Source organism: Dietzia sp. PP-33 (assembly GCF_033790845.1).
Taxonomy (GTDB): domain Bacteria; phylum Actinomycetota; class Actinomycetes; order Mycobacteriales; family Mycobacteriaceae; genus Dietzia.
Window position 1 is genome coordinate 370,511 of sequence record NZ_JAMYEI010000003.1, and the last position, 21,246, is coordinate 391,756.

General features: G+C 71.4%; 18 protein-coding genes and 1 riboswitch. Of the genes, 12 read left to right on the forward strand and 6 right to left on the reverse strand.

Going from position 1 to position 21,246, the window contains the following annotated elements; genetic code table 11:
* Window positions 1-9: 9 nt before the first annotated feature.
* Genes NJE57_RS07955 through NJE57_RS07965 form a run of 3 tightly spaced genes read left to right on the forward strand, consistent with a single transcriptional unit; the run spans window position 10 to window position 2,802 of the window.
* The gene (locus NJE57_RS07955; protein WP_319027844.1) at window positions 10-912 is read left to right on the forward strand and encodes a glutaminyl-peptide cyclotransferase; all 903 of its coding nucleotides are present in this window, start codon (window positions 10-12) and stop codon (window positions 910-912) included.
* Entirely contained in the window at window positions 905-2,296 is a 1,392-nt protein-coding gene (locus tag NJE57_RS07960) for an MFS transporter (RefSeq protein ID WP_319027845.1), read from the forward strand. The genes NJE57_RS07955 and NJE57_RS07960 overlap by 8 nt, the downstream gene beginning before the upstream one ends.
* A complete protein-coding gene (locus tag NJE57_RS07965) occupies window positions 2,293-2,802 on the forward strand; it encodes a DUF2771 family protein (RefSeq protein ID WP_319027846.1) in 510 nt (169 codons plus the stop codon). Before NJE57_RS07960 ends, NJE57_RS07965 begins: the two co-directional genes overlap by 4 nt.
* 9 nt (window positions 2,803-2,811) lie before the next feature.
* On the opposite strand, the gene NJE57_RS07970 is transcribed toward NJE57_RS07965, so the two are convergent.
* The gene (locus NJE57_RS07970; protein ID WP_319027894.1) at window positions 2,812-3,213 is read right to left on the reverse strand and encodes a cold-shock protein; all 402 of its coding nucleotides are present in this window, start codon (window positions 3,211-3,213) and stop codon (window positions 2,812-2,814) included.
* Window positions 3,214-3,332: 119 nt separating this feature from the next.
* On the opposite strand from NJE57_RS07970, the gene NJE57_RS07975 reads away from it, so the two are divergent.
* Both NJE57_RS07975 and NJE57_RS07980 read left to right on the forward strand, forming a co-directional pair.
* Window positions 3,333-3,614 carry a hypothetical protein gene (locus NJE57_RS07975; RefSeq protein WP_319027847.1) on the forward strand — a complete coding sequence of 94 codons (282 nt, stop codon included), beginning with the start codon at window positions 3,333-3,335 and terminating at the stop codon, window positions 3,612-3,614.
* A gap of 177 nt (window positions 3,615-3,791) precedes the next feature.
* Window positions 3,792-3,948: riboswitch (cyclic di-AMP (ydaO/yuaA leader) on the forward strand.
* A gap of 11 nt (window positions 3,949-3,959) precedes the next feature.
* Window positions 3,960-4,589, forward strand: a complete 630-nt coding sequence (locus tag NJE57_RS07980) for a transglycosylase family protein (RefSeq protein ID WP_319027848.1) — start codon at window positions 3,960-3,962, stop codon at window positions 4,587-4,589.
* 85 nt (window positions 4,590-4,674) lie between these two features.
* Here NJE57_RS07980 and NJE57_RS07985 read toward each other — a convergent pair whose 3' ends face one another.
* On the reverse strand, window positions 4,675-4,875 hold the full coding sequence (locus NJE57_RS07985) for a hypothetical protein (protein ID WP_319027849.1): 201 nt from the start codon (window positions 4,873-4,875) through the stop codon (window positions 4,675-4,677).
* Window positions 4,876-4,977: 102 nt separating this feature from the next.
* On the opposite strand from NJE57_RS07985, the gene NJE57_RS07990 reads away from it, so the two are divergent.
* The 5 genes from NJE57_RS07990 to nirD all read left to right on the forward strand — a co-directional run bounded on the left by NJE57_RS07990 (window position 4,978) and on the right by nirD (window position 13,014).
* A complete protein-coding gene (locus NJE57_RS07990) occupies window positions 4,978-7,347 on the forward strand; it encodes a helicase-associated domain-containing protein (protein WP_319027850.1) in 2,370 nt (789 codons plus the stop codon).
* Between the two features lie 90 nt (window positions 7,348-7,437).
* On the forward strand, window positions 7,438-9,105 hold the full coding sequence (locus tag NJE57_RS07995; protein ID WP_319027851.1) for a DNA repair helicase XPB: 1,668 nt from the start codon (window positions 7,438-7,440) through the stop codon (window positions 9,103-9,105).
* 75 nt (window positions 9,106-9,180) lie between these two features.
* A complete protein-coding gene (locus NJE57_RS08000; protein ID WP_319027852.1) occupies window positions 9,181-9,867 on the forward strand; it encodes a DUF3239 domain-containing protein in 687 nt (228 codons plus the stop codon).
* Between the two features lie 210 nt (window positions 9,868-10,077).
* Window positions 10,078-12,603, forward strand: coding sequence for a nitrite reductase large subunit NirB (nirB, locus tag NJE57_RS08005; protein ID WP_319027853.1), 2,526 nt, complete (start codon window positions 10,078-10,080; stop codon window positions 12,601-12,603).
* A 30-nt stretch (window positions 12,604-12,633) separates the two neighbouring features.
* Window positions 12,634-13,014 carry a nitrite reductase small subunit NirD gene (gene nirD / locus NJE57_RS08010; RefSeq protein WP_319027854.1) on the forward strand — a complete coding sequence of 127 codons (381 nt, stop codon included), beginning with the start codon at window positions 12,634-12,636 and terminating at the stop codon, window positions 13,012-13,014.
* Between the two features lie 89 nt (window positions 13,015-13,103).
* Here nirD and NJE57_RS08015 read toward each other — a convergent pair whose 3' ends face one another.
* From NJE57_RS08015 to NJE57_RS08030, 4 genes are all read right to left on the reverse strand, one after another.
* The gene (locus NJE57_RS08015) at window positions 13,104-14,234 is read right to left on the reverse strand and encodes a uroporphyrinogen-III synthase (RefSeq protein ID WP_319027855.1); all 1,131 of its coding nucleotides are present in this window, start codon (window positions 14,232-14,234) and stop codon (window positions 13,104-13,106) included.
* 73 nt (window positions 14,235-14,307) lie between these two features.
* Window positions 14,308-15,768, reverse strand: a complete 1,461-nt coding sequence (locus tag NJE57_RS08020; protein WP_319027856.1) for an FAD-dependent oxidoreductase — start codon at window positions 15,766-15,768, stop codon at window positions 14,308-14,310.
* Window positions 15,738-17,855, reverse strand: a complete 2,118-nt coding sequence (locus NJE57_RS08025; protein WP_319027857.1) for a molybdopterin oxidoreductase family protein — start codon at window positions 17,853-17,855, stop codon at window positions 15,738-15,740. Before NJE57_RS08025 ends, NJE57_RS08020 begins: the two co-directional genes overlap by 31 nt.
* A gap of 29 nt (window positions 17,856-17,884) precedes the next feature.
* Window positions 17,885-19,297: a nitrate/nitrite transporter gene (locus tag NJE57_RS08030; protein ID WP_319027895.1), complete on the reverse strand. Its 1,413-nt coding sequence runs from the start codon at window positions 19,295-19,297 to the stop codon at window positions 17,885-17,887.
* Between the two features lie 195 nt (window positions 19,298-19,492).
* On the opposite strand from NJE57_RS08030, the gene NJE57_RS08035 reads away from it, so the two are divergent.
* Window positions 19,493-20,026 (forward strand): hypothetical protein, encoded by a 534-nt coding sequence (locus NJE57_RS08035; RefSeq protein WP_319027858.1) that lies wholly within the window; start codon window positions 19,493-19,495, stop codon window positions 20,024-20,026.
* A 63-nt stretch (window positions 20,027-20,089) separates the two neighbouring features.
* A complete protein-coding gene (locus tag NJE57_RS08040; RefSeq protein WP_319027859.1) occupies window positions 20,090-21,241 on the forward strand; it encodes a MalY/PatB family protein in 1,152 nt (383 codons plus the stop codon).
* The last annotated feature ends 5 nt before the right edge of the window (window positions 21,242-21,246 follow it).

Here is a 21,246-nt window from a genome sequence, read left to right on the forward strand (position 1 = left end):
CCTTGGGGCATGCGCAGCGTCTCCGGCCCCGTCGGCCCTCTCGCCGTCTCACTCCTCCTCGTCGGCGCCGTCGCGGCCTGCTCCGCGACCGGTTCCGACGACGCCGGCGGAACGACGTCCACCGGCGCCTCACTCGCGTCGTCGAGCCTTCCGGTCGATTCCGGCTCCGGTTCCGGCGGCTCGGCCCGCGCGCAGGTCCCGGTGGGCCCGTCGGACCCCCGGCCCGCACGGGGTTCCGTCGAGGTCGTCCGGACCCTGGAGCACGATCCCCGGTTGTTCACCCAGGGCCTGCAGGTGGTGGACGACCGGGTCTACGAGTCGACGGGCCGGCTCGGGGGCTCGGTGGTGCAGCGCCGCCCCCTCGACGGTGAGGGGCCCGTCGTGACCGTGCCGATGGCCGACGACGAGTTCGGAGAGGGCCTGGCCGTCACGCCGGACACCCTCTGGACCCTGACCTGGACCAACGGGACCGCACACAACCGCGACCCGGAGACACTGGAGGTCCGCTCCGAGGCGTCGTACGAGGGCGAGGGATGGGGCCTGTGCAGTGACGGCTCGCGGCTGATCATGAGTGACGGTTCCGACGAACTGACCTTCCGGGACCCCGTCACCTTCGAGCCCACCGGGTCGGTCAGGGTGACGTCCGGCGGGACACCCGTGGAGCGCATCAACGAGCTCGAGTGCGCGGACGGCACCGTTCTCGCCAACGTGTGGATGACCGACGAGATCATCCGCATCGACCCGGCCACCGGAGCGGTCACCTCCATCTACGACGCCTCCGGACTCGAGCAGCCCCGACCAGCCGACCCGGACGGGGTGCTCAACGGGATCGCCGCGCTGCCCGGGTCCGAGAACGTCCTGCTCACCGGGAAGCTCTGGACGTCGATGTACGAGGTGCGCCTCATTGGGTGACCGTTCCCCCGGGCCGGCACGACGGGCCGCCGCCACGACGGGTCGGGGTGTGCGGCGGGTCTTTCACGCCGACGGAGCGGACCGCTCGGGGCTCTCGCAGCTCAGCTACGTCACCGTCGCCAACTTCGCGTGCGACGCCATCCTCGCCGTCGCCCTGGCCAACACACTGTTCTTCTCCGCCGCCACCGCCGAGTCCCGCGGCAACGTGGCCCTCTACCTCCTGGTGACGGTGGCGCCGTTCGCACTGATCGCCCCGGTGATCGGGCCGGCTCTGGACCGCCTGCGCGGAGGGCGGCGCCTCACCGTGTCGCTGACGTTCACCCTCCGGGCGGTGCTCGCGGTGGTCCTCGCGCTCAACTTCGACTCCTGGCTGCTGTACCCGTTGGCGCTGGGGATGCTCGTGTTGTCCAAGACGTTCGGCGTGGTCAAGGCATCGATCACCCCTCACGTCCTGCCACCCGCTCTCGACCTGGTCAGGACGAACTCCCGCCTGACGGTGCTCGGTCACATCTGCGGGTCGCTGATCGCCGGCGGCGTGGCCGGGGCCGTGGCGTGGGTGTGGGACTCCCACGCCGCCCTGTGGTTGCTCGCGGGGGTCGCGCTCGTGGCGGCGTACGTCGCGATGACCATCCCCGCGCACGCCGAGGCCTCCCTGGACGAGGAGTCCGCGACCTTGCGCGTGGACGGCGGCCATCCCCTCACCAGCGGACTCAAGGCTGTCCTCACCAGGCCCCTCGGCCGGAACGTGCTCGCCGACCTGTGGGCCGTGTCCATGGTCCGTTTCATGACCGGTTTCCTCACCCTGTTCCTGGCCTTCGTGGCCAAGGCCCAGGAGAACGCCTCGGCCGCGGAGCAGGCCGGGATCCTCGCGATCGCGGGAGCGGCCGGCGGACTCGGTACCTTCGCGGGCAACGCGGTGGGCGCCCGCCTCCCCCTGGGCCGACCGGGCCGGATCACCTCGACCGCGGCGGGGGCGGCACTGGCGGCGGCGGTGGTCGCCGCGCTGCTCGGCACGATCTGGGCGGCCGCGGGTCTCGCGCTGATCGCGGCGGTGTGCAGCGCCCTCGGCAAGGTGGCCCTCGACGCGTCGATCCAGACCGACATCCCGGACTCCGCACGCTCCTCGGCGTTCGGACGCTCCGAGACGGCCCTGCAGTTGGCCTGGGTCTCCGGGGGCGCCCTCGGCGTCCTGCTGCCGCCGGACTTCGCGATCGGGTTCTCCGCGATAGCGGCCGTGGGCGCCCTGCTGTTCGGTCAGTCGCTGCTCACCGCGCACGGGTCCACCCTGGTCCCCGGTCTCGGCGGCAACCGACCGAGGTTCCCGGGTGTCCCACGCGACCCCCGTGCGTTGGGCGCCCGACTGCTCGGCAGAATGGAGGAGTGAGCTCCCCCAGCGATGCCCCCTCTTCCGGCCCCCGCGTCCGTCCCGTCACCTGGGCGATCCTGGCGTGGATGATCATCATGGTCGCCGCGATCGTCGGTGCGTGGCAGGGATCCGTCTCCCGCCACGGGGCGCTGCCCGCGATCACCGTCGCCACCGATCGCGACCACGTCGAGGTGCTCCCGTTCACCGCCACGGACCTCGACGGCACCAGCTACAGCAACCCGGTGGGCGAGTTCACCGTACGGGGTGAACACACCCTCACCGTCCGGCTCCCGGTGGAATTGCGCCGGGCCACCCTCGACGTCTACGAGATCCGCGCCGACGGGGTGCGCGAGTACACCGTCGGACCGGACGGGCCGGGCGAGCTCCTCATCCCGGTCACCCTCCCTGACGAGGGCCGGATCGAGGGCCTGGCGATCCGCGCGGTCGCGATCGTCTACGCGGCCGACGGCTCCGAGACCATCCTCAACGGCGAGTGGTCGGTCGGCGTCACCTACGAGGGGTGAGCAGGCCGGTCACGCGTCCAGTTCGCGGGCGACCGCACGGAGCACGGACGCCACGCGCCCCGACACCTTGTGGTCGGGACGGTGGCCGCGACGCAGCTCCGGCTGGACGGTCGTCTCGAGCACCTTGATCATGTCCTCGACCATCCCGTGCAGCTCGTCGGCCGAGTGCCTGGGGCCGCCACGAGGCGCGCGGTCCTGGACGACGGAGGGCTCCTCGTGGACGACCACGCGCAGGGCCTGCGGGCCGCGCCGGCCCGAGACCATGTCGAACTCCACGCGCTGGCGGGGCCGGAGGGTGTCCACCCCTTCCGGGAGCACGTCCGAGCGGACGTAGACGTCCTCCCCGCCCTCGTGGGACAGGAAGCCGAAGCCCTTCTCCGCGTCGTACCACTTGACCCTGCCACTGGGCACCGCGAACCACCTCTCCACACGGGCGTGCGCACGCACGCCCGGCAACCTCGACCAACCTCAGAGACTACCCTCGCCCACGCGTTGGTCCGCCGCCCCCGCGGGGCCGGTAGCCTCCCCGTGTGACCTCAGACGCTCGACGACCCGCCGACGACCCCGATCCCTGGGCACCCCGCACGGCCGAGCCCGCCCCGACCCGCCCGCGACGCCGCGGCCTGTTCGTCGCGGCGCTGGCCATCTTCGCGGTCGGAGTGGTGTTCACGGTTCTCGCCGCGGCCACCCCGCTCGTCCTCGGTCGGGACGCACCCACCGTCCTCTACGTGGGTGCGATGGTCTTCACCCCGGTCGGATTCCTCCTGGGCCTGCTGTACGCGATCCTGGGCTCGCGGCCTCCCAGGGTGTGACCAGACCCACCACTTCTCGAACTCGCTGGTAACGAGCAGATAACGCCGAGGCCGTCGACCTCTGCGACCTGGTTTTATCTCAGAATGGTGACGATCCGGCATCAAGCCGCTACAGTTCGATGCAGACTCGTCAGCGAGTTGGCATCGGACGCACCACCTAACCCCGCCCTGCGGCCGATGCGACACTGACCGTTACCGGGCGGGGACGGGGGACCCGATCAGGGCCCACCACGGGCCGGCGACCTCAGGTCGCCTGGGGGTGAAGCCGCCGCAGGCGGCCGGGCGCACTCGTCCGAACCCGACAGCTCACCCCGTAGGCACAGAGTGAAAAGGACTGACGCGTATATGACCTCGAACACCGGACGCCACCGCGCTGCCACCCCCGCCTCCGCGCCCAGGACGGCGGTGAAGGTCGTCCTCGCGGGCACCGCGTTCTCCGCCGCCGGGCTCGCCCTCGCACCGGCCGCGAGCGCCGCCCCGGACTCCGACTGGGACCGTCTGGCCCAGTGTGAGGCCGGCGGCAACTGGGGCATCAACACCGGCAACGGCTACCACGGTGGCCTGCAGTTCTCGCCGAGCACCTGGGCGGCCTACGGCGGCACGCAGTACGCGCCGACCGCCAACCAGGCCACCCGCGAGCAGCAGATCGCGATCGCCGAGAAGACCCTCGCCGGCCAGGGCTGGGGAGCGTGGCCCGCCTGCTCGGCCAAGCTCGGACTGAACTCCGCCCCGACGCCCCGTGACGTCGCCCAGGCGGCCCCCGCCCCCGCTCCCGCGGCCCCGGCCGCCCCCGCGGCACCGGAGGCCGTCACCGCCGCCGACCATGTGGCGACGCTCTCCGCGTTCGCCGAGGGGCGCGGCATCGCGCTCCCGATCACGGACGGTTACCAGGCCAACAAGGATCTCGTGGACGCCGCGTACGCCGACAACCAGTCGGCCGTGGACGGCTTCTTCTCCACTTACCTGGCCAACTGATACCGCTCGACCAGACCGCGACGACAGGGCCGCCACTCCCTACGGGGAGGGCGGCCCTGTCGTCGTGTCCCGCGCGTGCCGGGGGTCAGCGGGGCTGGTACACGGTCCTGTGGACCACGGGGTCCGGGTGGACGTAGTCCAGGCGCCGCTGCGGCAACGGGAAGATCTCCTGTCCGAAGGGGGACAGTCCCCCCGCCACGAGCGCAGCTAGTTCGGTCACGGGGTGCTCGCCGAACGAGTCGTCGGGCCATCCCGGGTTGTCGTAGGTCAGTTTCTTGGCAGCCACGTGTTCATTCTCTCACCTCGGGCCCGATCCGTCAGCAACCGGGTCTGATCCCACCGTCACCGGTACTCGCCGGCCGCCGGACCTCACTAGGCTGGTGCGGACATGTCCCCCTCGCGCGTCACGACCCGACACCCCACCAGCGGCGAACCCGATTTTCCCGCCTGGTTGGCCGGCCTGTCCGATGACACCCTCGTCCGCCTGTGCGAGCTGCGCGCGGACGTGGCCACCCCTCCCCCGGCCTCGCTCGACGTGCTCGCCTCCCGGCTGCGGCTGCCGGCGTCGACGGCGCGCGCGATGAACACCCTGACGTGGCCCGAGCTACTGGTGCTGTCCACCGCTGCGGCGCTCGGCGCCGATTCCGGCCCCGTTCCACTCGGCGCGGTGTCGGGACGGCTGGGTGTCGACGACGACGAGCCGGCTCTCCGCGCGGCAGTGGGCACCCTCCGGGATCTCGCGCTGTTCTGGGGCGACCCGGCGCACGCCCGGATCGTCCCCGTCACCGGCGCGGCGGTCGAGGCGGCTCCGGTGGCCGCTCCCCGTCCCGGAGAGCCAGTCGGGGCCGGGCTCGACACCGCGTGGAGCGGCCTGTCGGACCGGGCACTGGGAGTTCTCGAGGCCATCGCCCGCGGCCGGACACCGGTCGGGGCCCTCGGTCCGGGCGCCTCGGACGCGGTCCGCGCCGCGGCGGCCGAACTCGCCGATGCCGGACTCGCCGAGCTCACCGGAACCGAGGACGGCGAGGTTGTCGTACCCCGGGCCCACTCACTGGACCGGGCCCGGCACGGAGCCCGCCCCGGCGGCTCCTCGCTGCTCGACGTGCCCGCCTGGGCGGGGCCCGACACGAGGAACGGCGGCACCGCGAAGACCGGGTCCACCAGGAAGAGCACCTCCGCCACCAGGGTCGACGCCTCCGGGGGCGTGGCCGCCCTCGACCTCCTGCACCGATGCGACGCTCTCCTCGCGACGCTGTCCGTCCACCCGGCCGCCACCCTGAAGGCCGGAGGAGTGGGTGTCCGCGAGCTCCGCCGTGTCGCCCGGGCCGCCGGGGTCACCGAACACGAGCTCCCCCTGCTGCTCGAGGTCCTCGCGGCCGCCGGCCTCATCGGGGTGGGCGACGCCGACGTCGGCGACACCGCCTTCGACTCGGTGTGGGCGCCCACGGAGGCCGCTGATATCTGGGCCGCCCGGGATCGCGCGCGGCGCTGGGCGGAGCTCGTCCTGGCCTGGTGGTCGATGCCGCGCGCGGCGTGGCGGGTCGGTGCCGAGCTCGAGGGAGGGGGCACGGTCCCTGCGCTCGGCGACCCGATCGGCCCGCCCGCGGCGGGCGAACGAGAGAGGGTCCTGCGCGCGCTCTCCCGGCTCGACCCGGCGTCCGACCCGGGCGACGCCCTGCTGCCGGAGGTGGTGCGCTGGTTCTCGCCGGTGTGGTTCTCGAGAGCCGGGTCCCGGCCGTGCACGCAGACGGTCGCCGAGGCGAGACGGCTCGGCCTCGTCGTCGGGACCACCGCCACCAGCGCGGCCAGGCTCCTGGTCGCCGGTTCCACCACCCCCGACAGCCCGACGGTCGAGGACCTCGAGCCCGTCCTGACGGCCGCACTCCCCGACCCCGTTTCCGAGGTGATCGTCCAGGCCGACCTCACCATCCTCGCCCCCGGACCGCTGGTCCCGGAGCTCGCCGCGGACTTCGCGCTGCTCGCCGACGTCGAGTCCGCGGGGGCGGCCACCACCTACCGGGTGACCGAGGCCTCGATGCGCAGGGCCCTCGACTCGGGCCGTACGGCCGCCGGGATCCGCGACCTGTTGGAACGGACCTCGATCACCCCGGTGCCCCAGTCCCTGGACTACCTCATCGAGGACGTGGCCCGCAGACACGGCCGACTCCGGGTCGGGGCCGCGCTGTCGTTCATCCGCTGTGACGATCCGACGCTCGTGGCCCAGGTCCTGGTGTCACCGGTGGCCGAGAGCTGCGCACTGCGGTCGGTCGCCCCGACCGTGCTCATCTCCCAGGCACGTCCCCTGGATCTCGTGGAGGCTCTCCGCGACCACGGATACGCACCGGTCGTCGAGGACACCTCCGGCGCCGTCGTCGCCCTCACCCGTCCGGCCGCCCGCGTGCGCGCCACCCCCTCTCCCCGCGCTCCCCGCGTCCCGACGCGGACCGCGACCCCCACCGAGCTCCGCGCCGCGATCACGGCGATGCGCTCGGCGGACCGCGTGCGTTCGGCCCGGGGCGGCACGGGGAGCGGGTACACGGGTGAAGCCGCGATCGCCCGTCTGCACGAGGCCGCGGGCTCCGGCACCGCGGTGACGGTGTCCGTCGTCGACGCACAGGGCCGCTCGACGTCGCGACTCGTCATCCCCGCCTCCGTCACCGGGGGCCGGATCGAGGGGATCGAGCCCGATTCCGCCGAGGCCGTGACACTGCCGTTGCACCGCGTCATCTCGGTGGCCGACCTGGACCCCACCCGCTGACCCCACCCGCCGACCCGACCCGCTGAGGAGATTTCCGGGACACTGGAGGGTCGGGTCCGGGCGGACCCGCGAGAACCGAGGAGAACCGTAGTGAGTGGTGGACCGCTGATCGTCCAGTCGGACAAGACAGTACTGCTGGAGATCGACCACGCGCAGGCGGGCGACGCCCGCCAGGCGCTGGCCCCGTTCGCCGAGCTCGAGCGCGCTCCCGAACACGTCCACACCTACCGGGTCACCCCGCTGGCACTGTGGAACGCACGGGCCGCCGGCCACGACGCCGAGCAGGTCGTGGACGTCCTGGTGACCTACTCCCGATTCCCCGTCCCCCAGCCGTTGTTGGTCGACATCGCCGACACGATGGCCCGGTACGGTCGGCTCCAACTGGTCAAGAGCCCGGTCCACGGACTGGTCCTGGTCTCGTTGGACGCCGCCGTGCTCGCCGAGGTCAAGCGTCACAAGAAGATCGCCCCGATGCTCGGGGCCGAGATCGACGCCGACACGGTGATCGTCCACGCCTCCGAGCGCGGCCGGCTCAAGCAGGAGTTGTTGAAGGTGGGCTGGCCCGCCGAGGACCTGGCGGGCTACGTCGACGGCGAGGCCCACGAGATCGCCCTGTCCTCGGAGGAGGAGCCGTGGGAACTTCGCGACTATCAGCAGATGGCCGCGGACTCCTTCTGGGCGGGCGGGTCCGGCGTGGTGGTGCTGCCCTGTGGGGCCGGCAAGACCATGGTCGGAGCCGCCGCGATGGCGCGCGCCAAGGCCACCACGCTCATCCTCGTCACCAACACCGTCGCCGGGCGGCAGTGGAAGCGCGAACTCCTCGCCCGCACCACGCTCACCGAGGACGAGATCGGGGAGTACTCCGGCGAACGCAAGGAGATCCGCCCGGTCACCATCGCCACCTATCAGGTCGTCACCCGCAAGACGAAGGGCGTGCACCGGGCACTGGAGTTGTTCGACTCCCGCGACTGGGGACTGATGATCTACGACGAGGTGCACCTGCTCCCGGCACCGGTGTTCCGGATGACCGCGGACCTGCAGTCCCGTCGCCGTCTCGGGCTCACCGCCACGCTGGTCCGTGAGGACGGCCGGGAGGGCGACGTCTTCTCCCTCATCGGCCCCAAGCGCTACGACGCCCCGTGGAAGGACATCGAGGCGCAGGGGTGGATCGCCCCGGCCGACTGCGTGGAGGTCCGCGTGACCCTCACCGAGAACGAGCGGATGATCTACGCGACCGCCGAGGCGGAGGACAAGTACAAGCTGTGCTCGACCGCCCGGACCAAGATCGCGGTGGTCAAGAGCATCCTCGCCCGGCACGCCGGCGCCCCGACGCTGGTGATCGGCGCCTACCTGGACCAGCTGGAGGAGCTGGGGGACGAGCTCGATGCGCCGGTGATCCAGGGTTCCACCTCCAACAAGGAGCGCGAGAAGCTCTTCGACGCCTTCCGTTCGGGGGAGATCTCCACGCTCGTCGTGTCGAAGGTGGCCAACTTCTCCATCGACCTGCCCGAGGCGAGTGTGGCCGTCCAGGTCTCGGGGACGTTCGGTTCCCGACAGGAGGAGGCCCAGCGGCTCGGACGCCTGCTGCGGCCCAAGCAGGACGGCGGACAGGCGCACTTCTACTCCGTGGTCTCCCGGGACACCCTCGACGCCGAGTACGCGGCCCACCGCCAGCGGTTCCTCGCCGAGCAGGGGTACGCCTACCGGATCATGGACGCCGACGACCTGCTCGGCCCGGAGCTCCCCGAGGTCGGCTGAGCGCACACGCGCCCCGGACGACACCGGCCGCCCGGGACGTACCACCCACACCAGGGGGCCTGGGATACTGGGGTCATGGCCACCGATCGCACGCCCCGAGCACCGCACGAGCAGTACCGCCTCGCCGACGTCCCCGTGGACGACGCCTGGGTGCGCAAGAACAACGAGAGCCTGGCCGAGGTACGTCGCCTGCAGTGGTCCGCCGGGATCCTCGGCGCCGTCGTACTCGCCGCCGGGATCGGTGTACTCCTGTACTCGGACCTCGCCGCCTGGGGGTGGTTCGTCGCCGGAATGGCCGGCGTCTTCGCAGTCGGTTGCCTCGCGATGATCGGGTACATCCCGCGCAAGATGGGGTCCATGGCGCACACCTACGCCACCTCGGAACTGGTGCCGGCGATCGTGGCCGAGGTACGTCCGCGCGGGCTCACGCTCCTGGCGCTGGTCGACCGCGCCGTCGACCGCTCCGCCGGCTCGCTCCCGACCCTGGCGGTCCGCAGCTGCGAGAAGATCCCGGGGCACGACGTCCGCGTCGGTGAACGTGTCCCCTGCGTCGCGGTGGTGGGCAACCGCAGCGCCCGTGGCGGGGACAACCTCTACCAGTTCATCTCCCCCATGCCCGTCGCCTGGGCCACCCCGGACACCGACGTCCTCCGTCGCCTGGTCAAGGAGATCCCCGCCGGCGAGTGGGAGACGCTGCGCCAGAACCGCGACCGAGTCGAGGAGGTCTCGACGTCGCCGGCGAACCTCCTGCCCCTGGACTGAGGCCGCCCAGCCCGGGTCGATCCGCCACACCACCCGATCGACACCCGTCCTTTCCGACGACTCCTCCCTCCACGCCCGCGCCCGGGCCGGTACCTCACCCTGCCGTCCCACGCCTGTGAGCGAGGTGTCACGGAGCCGTGATCCACCGCCACGAGGGCGCAACACGCGCGCCCTAGCGTGGTCGGCATCGGCTCGAAGGAAGGACCCCACATGACCGAGCACATCGTCGTCGTCGGACACGGAATGGTCGCGCACCGGTTCGTCTCCACCCTCGGTACCCGTTGGGCCACTGCCGACCTCGCCGTCACGGTGATCGGTGAGGAGACGGACCCGGCATACGACCGCGTCGGACTCTCCTCCTACGTGGGTGCGTGGGACCGCGAGTCGCTCCACCTCGAGGACGCGCTGCACGGCGCCGACCCGCGCGTGACCGTCCGGTCGGGCCACCTCGTCACCGGGATCGACCGCGAAGCCAAGGAGGTCGAACTCTCGTCGGGCGAGCGGATCTCCTACGACACGCTGGTCCTCGCGACCGGCTCGCGGGCGTTCGTGCCCCCGGTCCCCGGGCATGATCTCCCGGGATGCCACGTCTACCGCACGCTCGACGACCTCGACGGGATCCGTACGGCCGCCGAGAGTGCCGGGTCGGGCGCCCACGGTGTCGTCATCGGCGGCGGGCTCCTCGGGCTCGAGGCCGCCAATGCGGTGAGCCTGCTCGGGCTCACTCCGCACGTGGTCGAGCGCAACGAACGACTCATGCCGCTCCAGGTCGACTCCGGCGGTGGCCACGTCCTCGCCTCGCTCATCCGTGAGCTCGGGATCGACATCCACCTCTCGGTGACCGGCACCGAGATCGTCCAGACGGAGGACGGCCTCACCGTCCGACTCACCGACGACGCCGGCGAGACGACGGTCATCGACTCGGCGTTCGTGGTGTTCTCCGCGGGAGTGCGACCGAGGGACGAGCTAGCGAAGCTCTCCGGTCTGGACACCGCCGAGCGGGGCGGCATCCTGACCGACCTCGGGTGCCAGACCTCCGACCCGGACATCTACGCCATCGGGGAATGCGCGGCCATCGACGGCACCTGCTACGGCCTCGTCGGCCCCGGGTACACCTCCGCCGAGGTCGCGGCGGCCAAGATCCTCAGCGGCGAGGGCGAGTTCACCGGAGCCGACCTGTCCACCAAGCTCAAGCTCCTCGGGGTGGACATGGCGAGCTTCGGTGACGCGCACGGCGTCACTCCCGGTTGCCTCGAGGTCGTGGTCAACGATCCCGTCGCCGGAACGTATTCGAAACTGGTCATGAGCGATGACGCCAAGACCCTCCTGGGTGGCGTGTTCGTGGGCGATTCCGAGCCGTACTCACTGCTCAAACCCCTCGTCGGCCGCACACTGCCGTCGGACGACCCGATCTCACTGATCTCTCGCTCCTCCAGCGGCGACAGCGGGGTCGGGGTGGAGGCGCTCCCCGATGAGGCGCAGATCTGTTCGTGCAACGCGGTCTCCAAGGGCGACCTCCGCGAGGCGATCTGCGGGGGCGCGTGCGACGTGGCCGAACTCAAGTCGTGCACCCGGGCCGGCACCTCGTGTGGCTCGTGTATCCCCCTGCTCAAGCAGGTTCTCGAGGCCGAGGGCGTCGAGCAGTCGACGGCGCTGTGCGAGCACTTCGACCAGTCCCGGTCGGAGCTGTTCGAGATCGTCACGGTCTCCGACATCCGGACGTTCTCCGGGCTGATCGAGCGCTTCGGCCGTGGGAGCGGTTGCGACATCTGCAAGCCCACGGTCGCGTCCATCCTCGCCTCCACCAGCTCCGACCACGTCCTCGACGGTGAACAGGCGGCGTTGCAGGACACCAACGACCACTTCCTCGCCAACATCCAGAAGAACGGCACCTACTCGGTGGTGCCGCGGATGGCCGGTGGGGAGGTGACGGCGGAGCAACTCATCGTGATCGGCGAGATCGCCCGCGATCACGACCTCTACGTCAAGGTGACCGGGGGCCAACGCATCGACATGTTCGGCGCACGGGTCGAGGAGCTGCCGAAGATCTGGAAACGGCTCGTCGACGCCGGTATGGAGTCCGGTCACGCCTACGGCAAGTCACTGCGGACCGTCAAGAGCTGCGTGGGCACCTCGTGGTGCCGCTACGGCCAGCAGGATTCGGTCGGGATGGCCGTGCAGATGGAGAACCGGTACCGCGGACTGCGCGCGCCGCACAAGATCAAGATGGCGGTCTCCGGCTGCGCTCGCGAATGCGCCGAGGCCCGCGGCAAGGACGTCGGCGTGATCGCCACCGAGACCGGGTGGAACCTGTACGTCGGCGGCAACGGCGGCGCCACACCCCGGCACGCCCAGCTCCTCATCGGTGACCTCACGGACGAGCAGCTGATCCGCTACGTCGACCGCACGGTGATGTTCTACGTCCGTACCGCCGAACGGCTGCAGCGCATGGCGCCGTGGCTCGAGGAACTCGATGGCGGGATCGACCACCTCCGTGAGGTGGTGATCGACGACTCGCTGGGGCTGGCCGCCGAGCTCGAGAGCCGCATGGAGACCCACGTGGCCGGCTATGTGGACGAGTGGTCCGCCGTCCTGGACGATCCCGACAAGCTCGCCCGTTTCGTCTCCTTCGTCAACGCCCCCGAGGCCCCGGACCCGACCGTCGAGTTCGAGGAGCAGGACGGCCGCAAGGTCCCCGTCCTCCTCGGCTCTCCCGAGATGCCCGCACGAGTCTGAATCACCAGCCCTCCCCGAAAGGACACCGTCATGACCGCAACACTGTCCCCCGCCGAGATCGTCGTCTGCCCACTCGACCGCCTCATCCCGGGGCGGGGCGTCGCCGCCCTGTTGCCCGATGGCCGGCAGATCGCCGTCTACCTCCTCGCCGACGGCAGCGTCCACGCCCTGTGCAACATCGACCCGATCGCCCGGGCGGCGGTGATGAGCCGCGGCCTCGTCGGCGACCGCGCAGGAGTGCCCGTGGCGATCTCCCCCATCGGCAAACAGGCCTACTCGCTGGAGGACGGGCGCGGGATCGACGACGACACGCACGGGCTCTCCGTCTTCCCGGCCCGGGTCGTCGACGGCACCGTCCTGGTCTCCACCGAGGCCGCGATCCGCCACCAGCGTCGCCAGGTCGCCGCGTAGCGCGGCGCTCCCCCGCTCGGACGGGGGATACACAGTCAGGCGCCACCGCGGGTATCCGCGCGGTGGCGCCTGCCTTTCGTGACGTGCGCCTACACCGAGAGCCGATACCCCCGCTTGACCACTGTGGTGATCAGACCGGGGTCGCCGAGCGAACGCCGAAGCCGGCCCATGGCCGTCTCCACGGCGTGTGCGTCGGCGCCGTCGCCGGGCAGCACCGCGAGGAGCTCCTCGCGGCTCACGCACTTGCCGGGCCGGTCCGCCATCGCGCGCAGGAGTGCCAGCGGCGCCGGCGAAAGTTCGATGGGCCGACCGTCCATCAGGACGCCGGCCGCACAGACCGTGAGCTCGTGTCCGCTCACCACGACGGGCCGGGACCGGGCGGACAGTTCCTCGGTGACGTGCCTCATGAGCGCGCCCAGTCTCATCCGGTCGGGCATGGTCACGGGCACCCCGAGTTCGACGAGTGGCTCCGCGGTCACCGGCCCCACGCAGAGCGCGGCGACCGGACCGGACAGGGCATCCACGACGTCGTCGTAGATCCCCAACACATCGGCGCGCTCGAGCATCGACATCACCGCCGGCGCGGCGGTGAACGTCACTCCGTCGACTCCCGCGCGGGCGATGGTGCGCACGAGGTCATCGAATGCCTCCAGGTCCTCGGGCAGCTCCCATCGGTAGATGGGCACGACGATCACCTCGGCTCCCGCCTGGCGGAGGCCCTCCACCAGGGGGGCCATGGGATTCCAGTCGGAGCTCGCCCCCTGGAGCTGCACGGCCACGGTGAGACCGTCGACCCCTCGCTCCAGCAGCATCTCCAGCAGTTCGGGGGTCGCCTCGCTCGCCGCCGACGCGTGTTCGCGCAGCCCGGCGGCCCGGAGCGCCCCGGTGACCTTGGGTCCGCGCGAATACAGCGGTACCCGATCCATGAGTGCGTGCAGGTCCCGGGAGAGACCCCACTCCTCGCACACTTGTGTCCACCACCGGACGCCGGTCGCCGTGGTGAGCACCATCAGGTCCGCGGGAGCAGAGAGCACCTGGTCGGTGGCCGACCGGACGAGTTCGTCCTCGGCCACGGGGATCATCCGGATCGCCGGTGCGTGGATGACCGTCGCGCCACGACGTTCGAGCAGAACCTTCTGCTCCGACGCCCGGCGTGCAGCGGTCACCGCGACCGTGCGGCCCAGAAGAGGGAAATCCTCGGTGGTGGTCACAGTATCCATCCTGCCGCAGTCGTGTGTCGTTCGTGTTTCCCCGCCCTCATCGCAGGGCGCTCGGGATGTGGGGACCGGGCCGTCACGCGCATTCACGCAGCCATCCGCAGATCCCGTCCACCGCCGCCGCGCAGCCCCCGCAGCCGGTACCAGCGCGGGTGCGGGAGGCCATCGCCGCGGCGTCCCGGTCACCCTCGGACCACGCATGGACGAGGTCTGCCTTGCTCACCCCGTTGCAGCGGCACACCACGGCCGCGGCGGGCATGGTCGACGGGGTGTCGGTGGTCGCGGCGGACGCCCGCCCGAGCACCACGGACAGCACGTCGTCGGGCACGGGAAGTGCGTGTTCGTAGAGCTGGGTGAGAAAGCCGACGGGTTCGGGATGGCCGACGAGAACGGCACCGGTCACCCGAGCGTCCACCACGTCCACCCGCGCATACCGGCCGCGGGAGGGCTCGCACACCACGGTCACCTCCACCTCCGGGTCGTGGACATCCCCCGCGAGTTCACCGAGGGAGACCACGTCGACCCCGAACGCTTTCAACCTGGTGACCGCGACGCCCCCGGGGTAGCGCGCCCCGGGGTCCGCGCCCGTGATCCGCGCCGACACCACCCCGGCCTGGTCCCAGGCGGGTCCGACCAGGCCGGTCACGCACCCGCGGTGTTCGGCGCAGTCGCCGATCGCGCTGATGGCCGGGTCGCTGGTCGCGAGCGTGTCGTCGACGACGACCCCCCGGCCGACCTCCAGTCCCGCGGACTCCGCCACCGACGTGCGCGGGCGGGTGCCCGCCGAGAGCACGACGGTCCGGCACCCGATCTCGGTCCCGTCTTCCAGTCCCAGCGCCGTGCCGTCCCACCGCGCGGCGCGCGCGCCGGTGACGACCCGGACGCCGAGTTCGTCCAGCGCACGGATGAGCACGCGCCCGCCGCCGGAGTCCAGGTGCGAGTCCATGGGCCACGCGCGAGGGTGGACGACGACGACGTCGCGCCCCGACTTCGCCAGTGCGCAGGCCACCTCGAGACCGATGAACCCGCCTCCCACCAGTGCGACCCGACCGGGGTTCTCCTCGAGGTGGCCGGTGAGCCCTCGGCAGTCGGCCGCGTCCCGCAGCGGGAACACACCCGCGGCGAGCGTCCCGTCCGGTCCACGGACCCCGTCGATCGGCGGGATGGTGGGCTCCGATCCGGTCGCCAGCACCAGGTGGTCGTAGGGCACGCGCTCCCCGTCGGCGAGCTCCACCTCCCGGGTCGCGCGGTCGATCCCCCGCACTGAGGCGTCCGTGCGCATCTCGATGCCGTTGCGTCCCCACCACCCGGAGGGTTTGAGCCGGGTGGCACTCGGGTCGCCCATCCCGCCCGCCACGACGTGCGAGAGCATGATCCGGTTGTACGGTGCCTCCGGTTCGGCGCCGAGGACGGTCACCGCCACCCGCTCGGGATCCGGCTCGGCGCGCCGAAGCTCCTCGGCGAGGCGCGCACCGGACATTCCGGCCCCCACCACCACGACCCGCATCACGCCGCCGACTCCAGCCGGACGGCGCACGCCTTGAACTGCGGCATGCGGCTGTAGGGGTCGAGCTCGGGCAGGGTCATCAGATTCGCGCGGGCGGCCCCGGCGTAGTGGAACGGCAGGAAGAGTGTGTCGGTCCGCATGTCCTCGTCGCATCGCACGAGCGCCTCGACGGCGCCCCTGCGGGACACGACCCGGGCACGCGCACCGTCGTCGAGTCCCGCGGCCCTCGCCACCACCGGGTGGACCTGGACCCACATCTCGGGATCGGCGGCGGCCAGCTCCGGAACGCGTCGGGTCTGCGCGCCGGACTGGTAGTGCGAGAGCACGCGGCCGGTGGTGCCCACCAGCGGGTAGTCCGCACAGGTGTCCTCCGCGGGTGGGTCCACGGCGGCGACGGCGAAGCGGGCGCGACCGTCCCCGGTCGCGAAGCCGTCGAGGAACATGCGCGGCGTCCCCGTGGGCGAATCCGCGCCGCACGGCCAGTACAGCGCCTCTCCGGCGTCGAGGCGGTCCCAGTCCACAGCCGAGTAGTCCGCCTTGCCCCCGGCGGACGCGCGGGCCAACTCGTCGAAGACCACGCGAGGGTCGGTGGGGAAACGCTCCGGACCGCGACCGAGCCGGCGTGCGAGCTCGTTCCAGATCCATAGTTCGTCGCGGGCGCCGTCCGGCGGAGTCACCGAGCGGCGACGGCGCAGCACCCGGCCCTCCAGGTTGGTCAGGGTGCCCTCCTCCTCGGCCCACTGCGGGACCGGGAGCACCACGTCGGCGATCTCCGCCGTCTCGGAGAGCACGAAGTCCGCCACCACGAGCGTGTCCAGCGATCGGAGCCGGGCCGTGACCCGGTCAGCGTCGGGCGCGGACACGACGGGGTTCGACGCGTGGAGCAGCATCGCCGAGGGTCCGCCGGGCTCTCCGAGTGCGTCCAGGAGCTCGAAGGCGGAGAGCCCGGGGCCGGGGATCTCCTCGGGATCCACGCCCCAGACCGAGGCCACGTGCGCGCGGGCGGCCGGATCCGTGATCATCCGGTACCCGGGCAGCTGGTCGGCCTTCTGCCCGTGCTCCCGGCCGCCCTGGCCGTTGCCCTGGCCGGTGAGAGTGCCGTAGCCGGTGCCGCGACGGCCGGGCAGTCCCAGCGCGAGGGCGAGCGCGATCACGGCCCCGACGGTGTCCGTGCCCCGTGAGTGCTGCTCGGCGCCGCGGGCAGTGAGGATGTAGGCGCCGGTCCCCGCGTCGCGCGAGCGCGCGAGCAGTTCCACGGTGCGTTCGAGTTGCGCGGCGGAGACCCCCGTGACCCGTTCGGTGCGGTCGGGCATCCAGTCCGCCGCGATCGCCCACGCGTCGTCGAAACCCGATGTGCGGGCGGCCACGTAGTCGGTGTCCAGATGCCCGCTCACCACGGCCACGTGGAGCAGTCCCAGCGCCAGCGCCGCGTCGGTGCCCGGCCGGAGCCGGAGGTGGATCCCGCCACCGTCGACGGCCCGGTGCGCGGTGGCACTCAGTCGCGGATCCGCCACCACCATGCCGCCGACCGCCGCGGCCGTGTCGAGGTGCTGGACGAACGGCGGCATGGTGTCGGACGGGTTCGCACCGATCAGCAGCACCGCGCGGGCGTCGTCGAGATCGGTCACGGGGAAGGGCAGGCCCCGGTCCAGACCGAAGCTGCGGTTCGCACCGGCCGCCGCACTCGACATGCACCAGCGTCCGTTGTAGTCCACGAGCCTGCTCCCCAGCGCGAGCCTGGTGAACTTTCCCAGCGTGTAGGCCTTCTCGTTGGTCAGGCCGCCCCCGCCGAACACCGCGACGGCGTCGGGGCCCCCCGATTCCTGTGCACGCAGGATCCCCTCGGTGACCCGGGTCAGCGCCGTGTCCCAGTCGGTCGGACGCAGCTGCCCGTCCACCCGGATCAGCGGCGTGGTGATCCGATCCGGGTGGTCGAGCAACGCCGCCGACGTCCAGCCCTTCCGGCACAGCCCGCCCCGGTTGGTGGGGAACTGCTCCGGGGTGATCGTCGCCGGTGCCTCGCCGGCGGACGGGGTCACCGTCATCGCGCACTGGAGTGCGCAGTACGGGCAGTGGGTGTGTGTCTGGGAGCCGATCGTCGGCGACGCGTGCACCATATGTCCTCTTCGTCGTCTGGCGTGCTCGGTCAGGTCCTGGTGCCCACGGGCACCCGGGGCTCGGGGGGAGTCGCGGCGACGGCGTCGACACCCGCGGTCGCCCGCATGTAGACGACGCGGGTGACGAGTGCGGCCACCACGTAGAACACCATGAACACCACGAACGCCGATGTCGCCGAACCCGACGACTGGTACGAGGTGCGCAGGGTCATGTTGATGAGGAAACCGCCGAACGCGCCGACCGCACCGGCGACCCCGATGAGTGCTCCCGCGTGGGCACGCGACCACGACATCCGCGCGGCCTCTCCGAGCCCGAGATCGTGGCTGCGAGCCTCGAAGACCGACGGGATCATCTTGTACACCGAGGCGTTGCCCACCCCGGTGAGGCCGAAGAGCGTCAGGAAGGCCACGAAGAACAGGACGAGCGCGCCACCTGCGAGCCGCCCGTCGTTCGTCGCCTGGATGTTCGAGGTGACCACGAGGGCCACCGTGGTGACCGCCATCGCACAGAACGTCACAAAGGTGACCCGGGCGCCCCCGAAGCGGTCCGAGACCCGACCACCCACCATGCGGGTGAGCGAGCCCAGCAGCGGACCGAGGAACGTGATCTGGGCGGCGTGCAGCGCCGCCTGGGCGGGCTCCTGCCCATTTCCGGTGAAGGTCATGGTGAGCATCTGACCGAACGCGAAACTGAAGCCGATGAACGAACCGAAGGTACCGATGTAGAGCAGTGAGAGCACCCACCCGTCCTTGTCGCGGACCATGTCCTTCATGCTCTGCACGTCCACCGTCTGGTGGGCGAGGTTGTCCATCTTCAGAGCCGCGCCGATCCCCGCGACGACGAGCAACACGATGTACACGCCGATCACCCAGTGCGGCGAGCGGTTGCCCGCGAGGGCGATGACGACCAGACCCACCACCTGGATCGTGGCCACGCCGAGGTTGCCCCCACCTGCGTTGAGGCCCAGGGCCCACCCCTTCTCACGCTGCGGGAAGAAGGCGTTGATGTTGGTCATCGAGGACGCGAAGTTGGCGCCACCGAGGCCGGCGATCGCTCCCACGATCAGGTACATCCACAGCGGCTGACCCGGGTTCGCCATGATCCACAGCATCGCCACCGCCGGGATGAGCAGGACGAACGCCGAGAACATGGTCCAGTTCCGGCCGCCGAAGGTGGCGGTGGCCATGGTGTACGGGACCCGCAGGAACGCGCCCGTGAGCGTGACCACCGCGGAGACGAGGAACTTGTCGGGCGCGTCCAGTCCGTAGACGTCCTGGGGCATGAACAGCACCATGACGGCGAACAGCGTCCACACCGAGAAACCGACGTGTTCCGCGAAGACGGACCAGTAGAGATTGCGCATGGCGGTCTTTCTCCCGCCTGATTCCCACTGCGCGTCATCCTCCGGATCCCAGTTCTCTATGACGTGTGAGCGTGGCATGAGGTCGACCCCCTCTGATGACGTGGGCACCCCCTCGGTGCTCCTGCGGACCGACCGTAGGCAGGCCCTGTTTCCCCGGCGCTACTTGGGATGACGTGGCGGTCACGGTGTCCTCACGTCAGCGCGTTCCGGCCGTGAGGGGTCGGCCGGCATGGTGGGATGACTCCCATGTCACACCTGTTCTCATCTCGCCGAGTGGCCACCGCACTGTCCGCTCTGGCTCTCGTCGCAGGGCTGGCGCCCTCGGCATCCGCACAGCCCGCCGAAACGTGGCGGGCCCCATTTCCGCCCCCGGCACCGATCCCGGCCGATGCGTGGTTCGTCGACTCACAGTCCACGAAAGGCCCCGGCGAGCCCGGGTTCTGGGAGCCTGGTCCGAATGCGCTACGGGTCATCTCGCAGGCCCCCGTCGACTCCCCCACCTGGTGCGACGGGTATTGGAACCGAGCCGGAGTGCGGTGCTGGCAGGTCGGCCCGGGAGGAGGGGTCGCCGAACTCCGGAGGATCTCTCTTCTCAGTGACCTGTGGAACGGCTCCTCGGCGCCCTGGGGCCAGGCCGCTTACCGGGGTGGATACCGCATAGCGGTGGATATGGGCTGGGACTTCAACTCGGGCGGGATCTTCATCCCCACCGGATCCGGGACCACGTACTCCACCATGATGCCCCTGGGTTCAGACTCCCCGGACGCGAACGTATGGGTGGCCCCGGGGGCTCTCCCCGGAAGCTGACGCGGTTGACGGCGCGAACTAGCCTGAGGGTCCAGCTCGCCCCGGTCGAAAGGATCCCCCGCCGTGCCGTTTCCCCTGGATGTCCCCGAATGCGACCTGCGTAGGCGCCACAGCCAGAAGTGGGTGGCCTACCCGGAGGACGTCCTGCCACTGTTCGTCGCGGAGACCGACGTCCTGCTGGCCCCGGCGATCCGGGAGCGTCTCGCCGCCGCCGTGGCCGACGGCGACACCGGGTACTTCGCCGAGATCGAGCGACTCGCCAGCGTGTGCGCCCGCTACTACTCCCGGTTCGGCTACTACGTCCCCGACGGATCGGTGGTGCCGGTCAACGACGTCGGCGTGGGCGTGCGCGAATCGCTCGCTCGGGTCCTGCCGGCCGGCAGCGGCGTGGTCTACACACCGCCGGTGTACATGCCGTTCGCCCCGTGGATCCGGCGCGTGGGGATGTCGCCGGTCGCGGTGCCGCTGGTCGACCACGACGGCGAGGACCCGCGCCTGGACCTGGCGGGCGTCGAGCGCGCGCTCGTCGACGGAGCGCGTGGCGTGCTCCTCAGCCACCCGCACAATCCCACCGGTGTACTGCACTCCGACGAGGATCTGGCCGCGCTCGCCGACCTGGCCGCGCGGTACGACGCCGTGGTGGTCTCCGACGAGATCTGGGCGCCCCTGACCATGCCGGGGGTCGGGTTCCGGTCCTTCCTCGCCGTCTCCGAGACCGCCCGCGAGGTGGGGCTTGCCATCTCGTCGGCCTCCAAGGCCTTCAATCTGGCCGGCCTCAAGTGCGCGTTCGTCGTCAACGGCAACCCGCAGCGGTTCGAGGTCCGGCGCTCCGCGCTGTCGGGGGCGGTGGGGCACTTCGGCGCACTCGCTGCCGAGGCCGCACTGACGGAGTCCCTCGACTGGTTGGACGAGCTCCGCGCCGCCCTGGCCTCCAATCTCGACCTGATGGAGCGGCTCATGGCCGAGCACCTGCCCCGCGCGCGCTGGCGCCGCCCCGACGCCGGTTTCGTGGCGTGGCTCGACCTGCGCGCGTACCCGGGTCTCGGGGAGGATCCCGCCGCGGCGTTCCTGGAGCACGGCCGGGTCGCCCTGAGCAACGGGCCCGCCTTCGGCTCCCAGGGAAAGGGGTTCGCGCGCGTGAACTTCGCGTGCTCGGAGGAACTCCTGACAGAGGCGTTCACCCGGATGGGGAGGGTCGCCGCCGCCGGGGGCTGACCGCC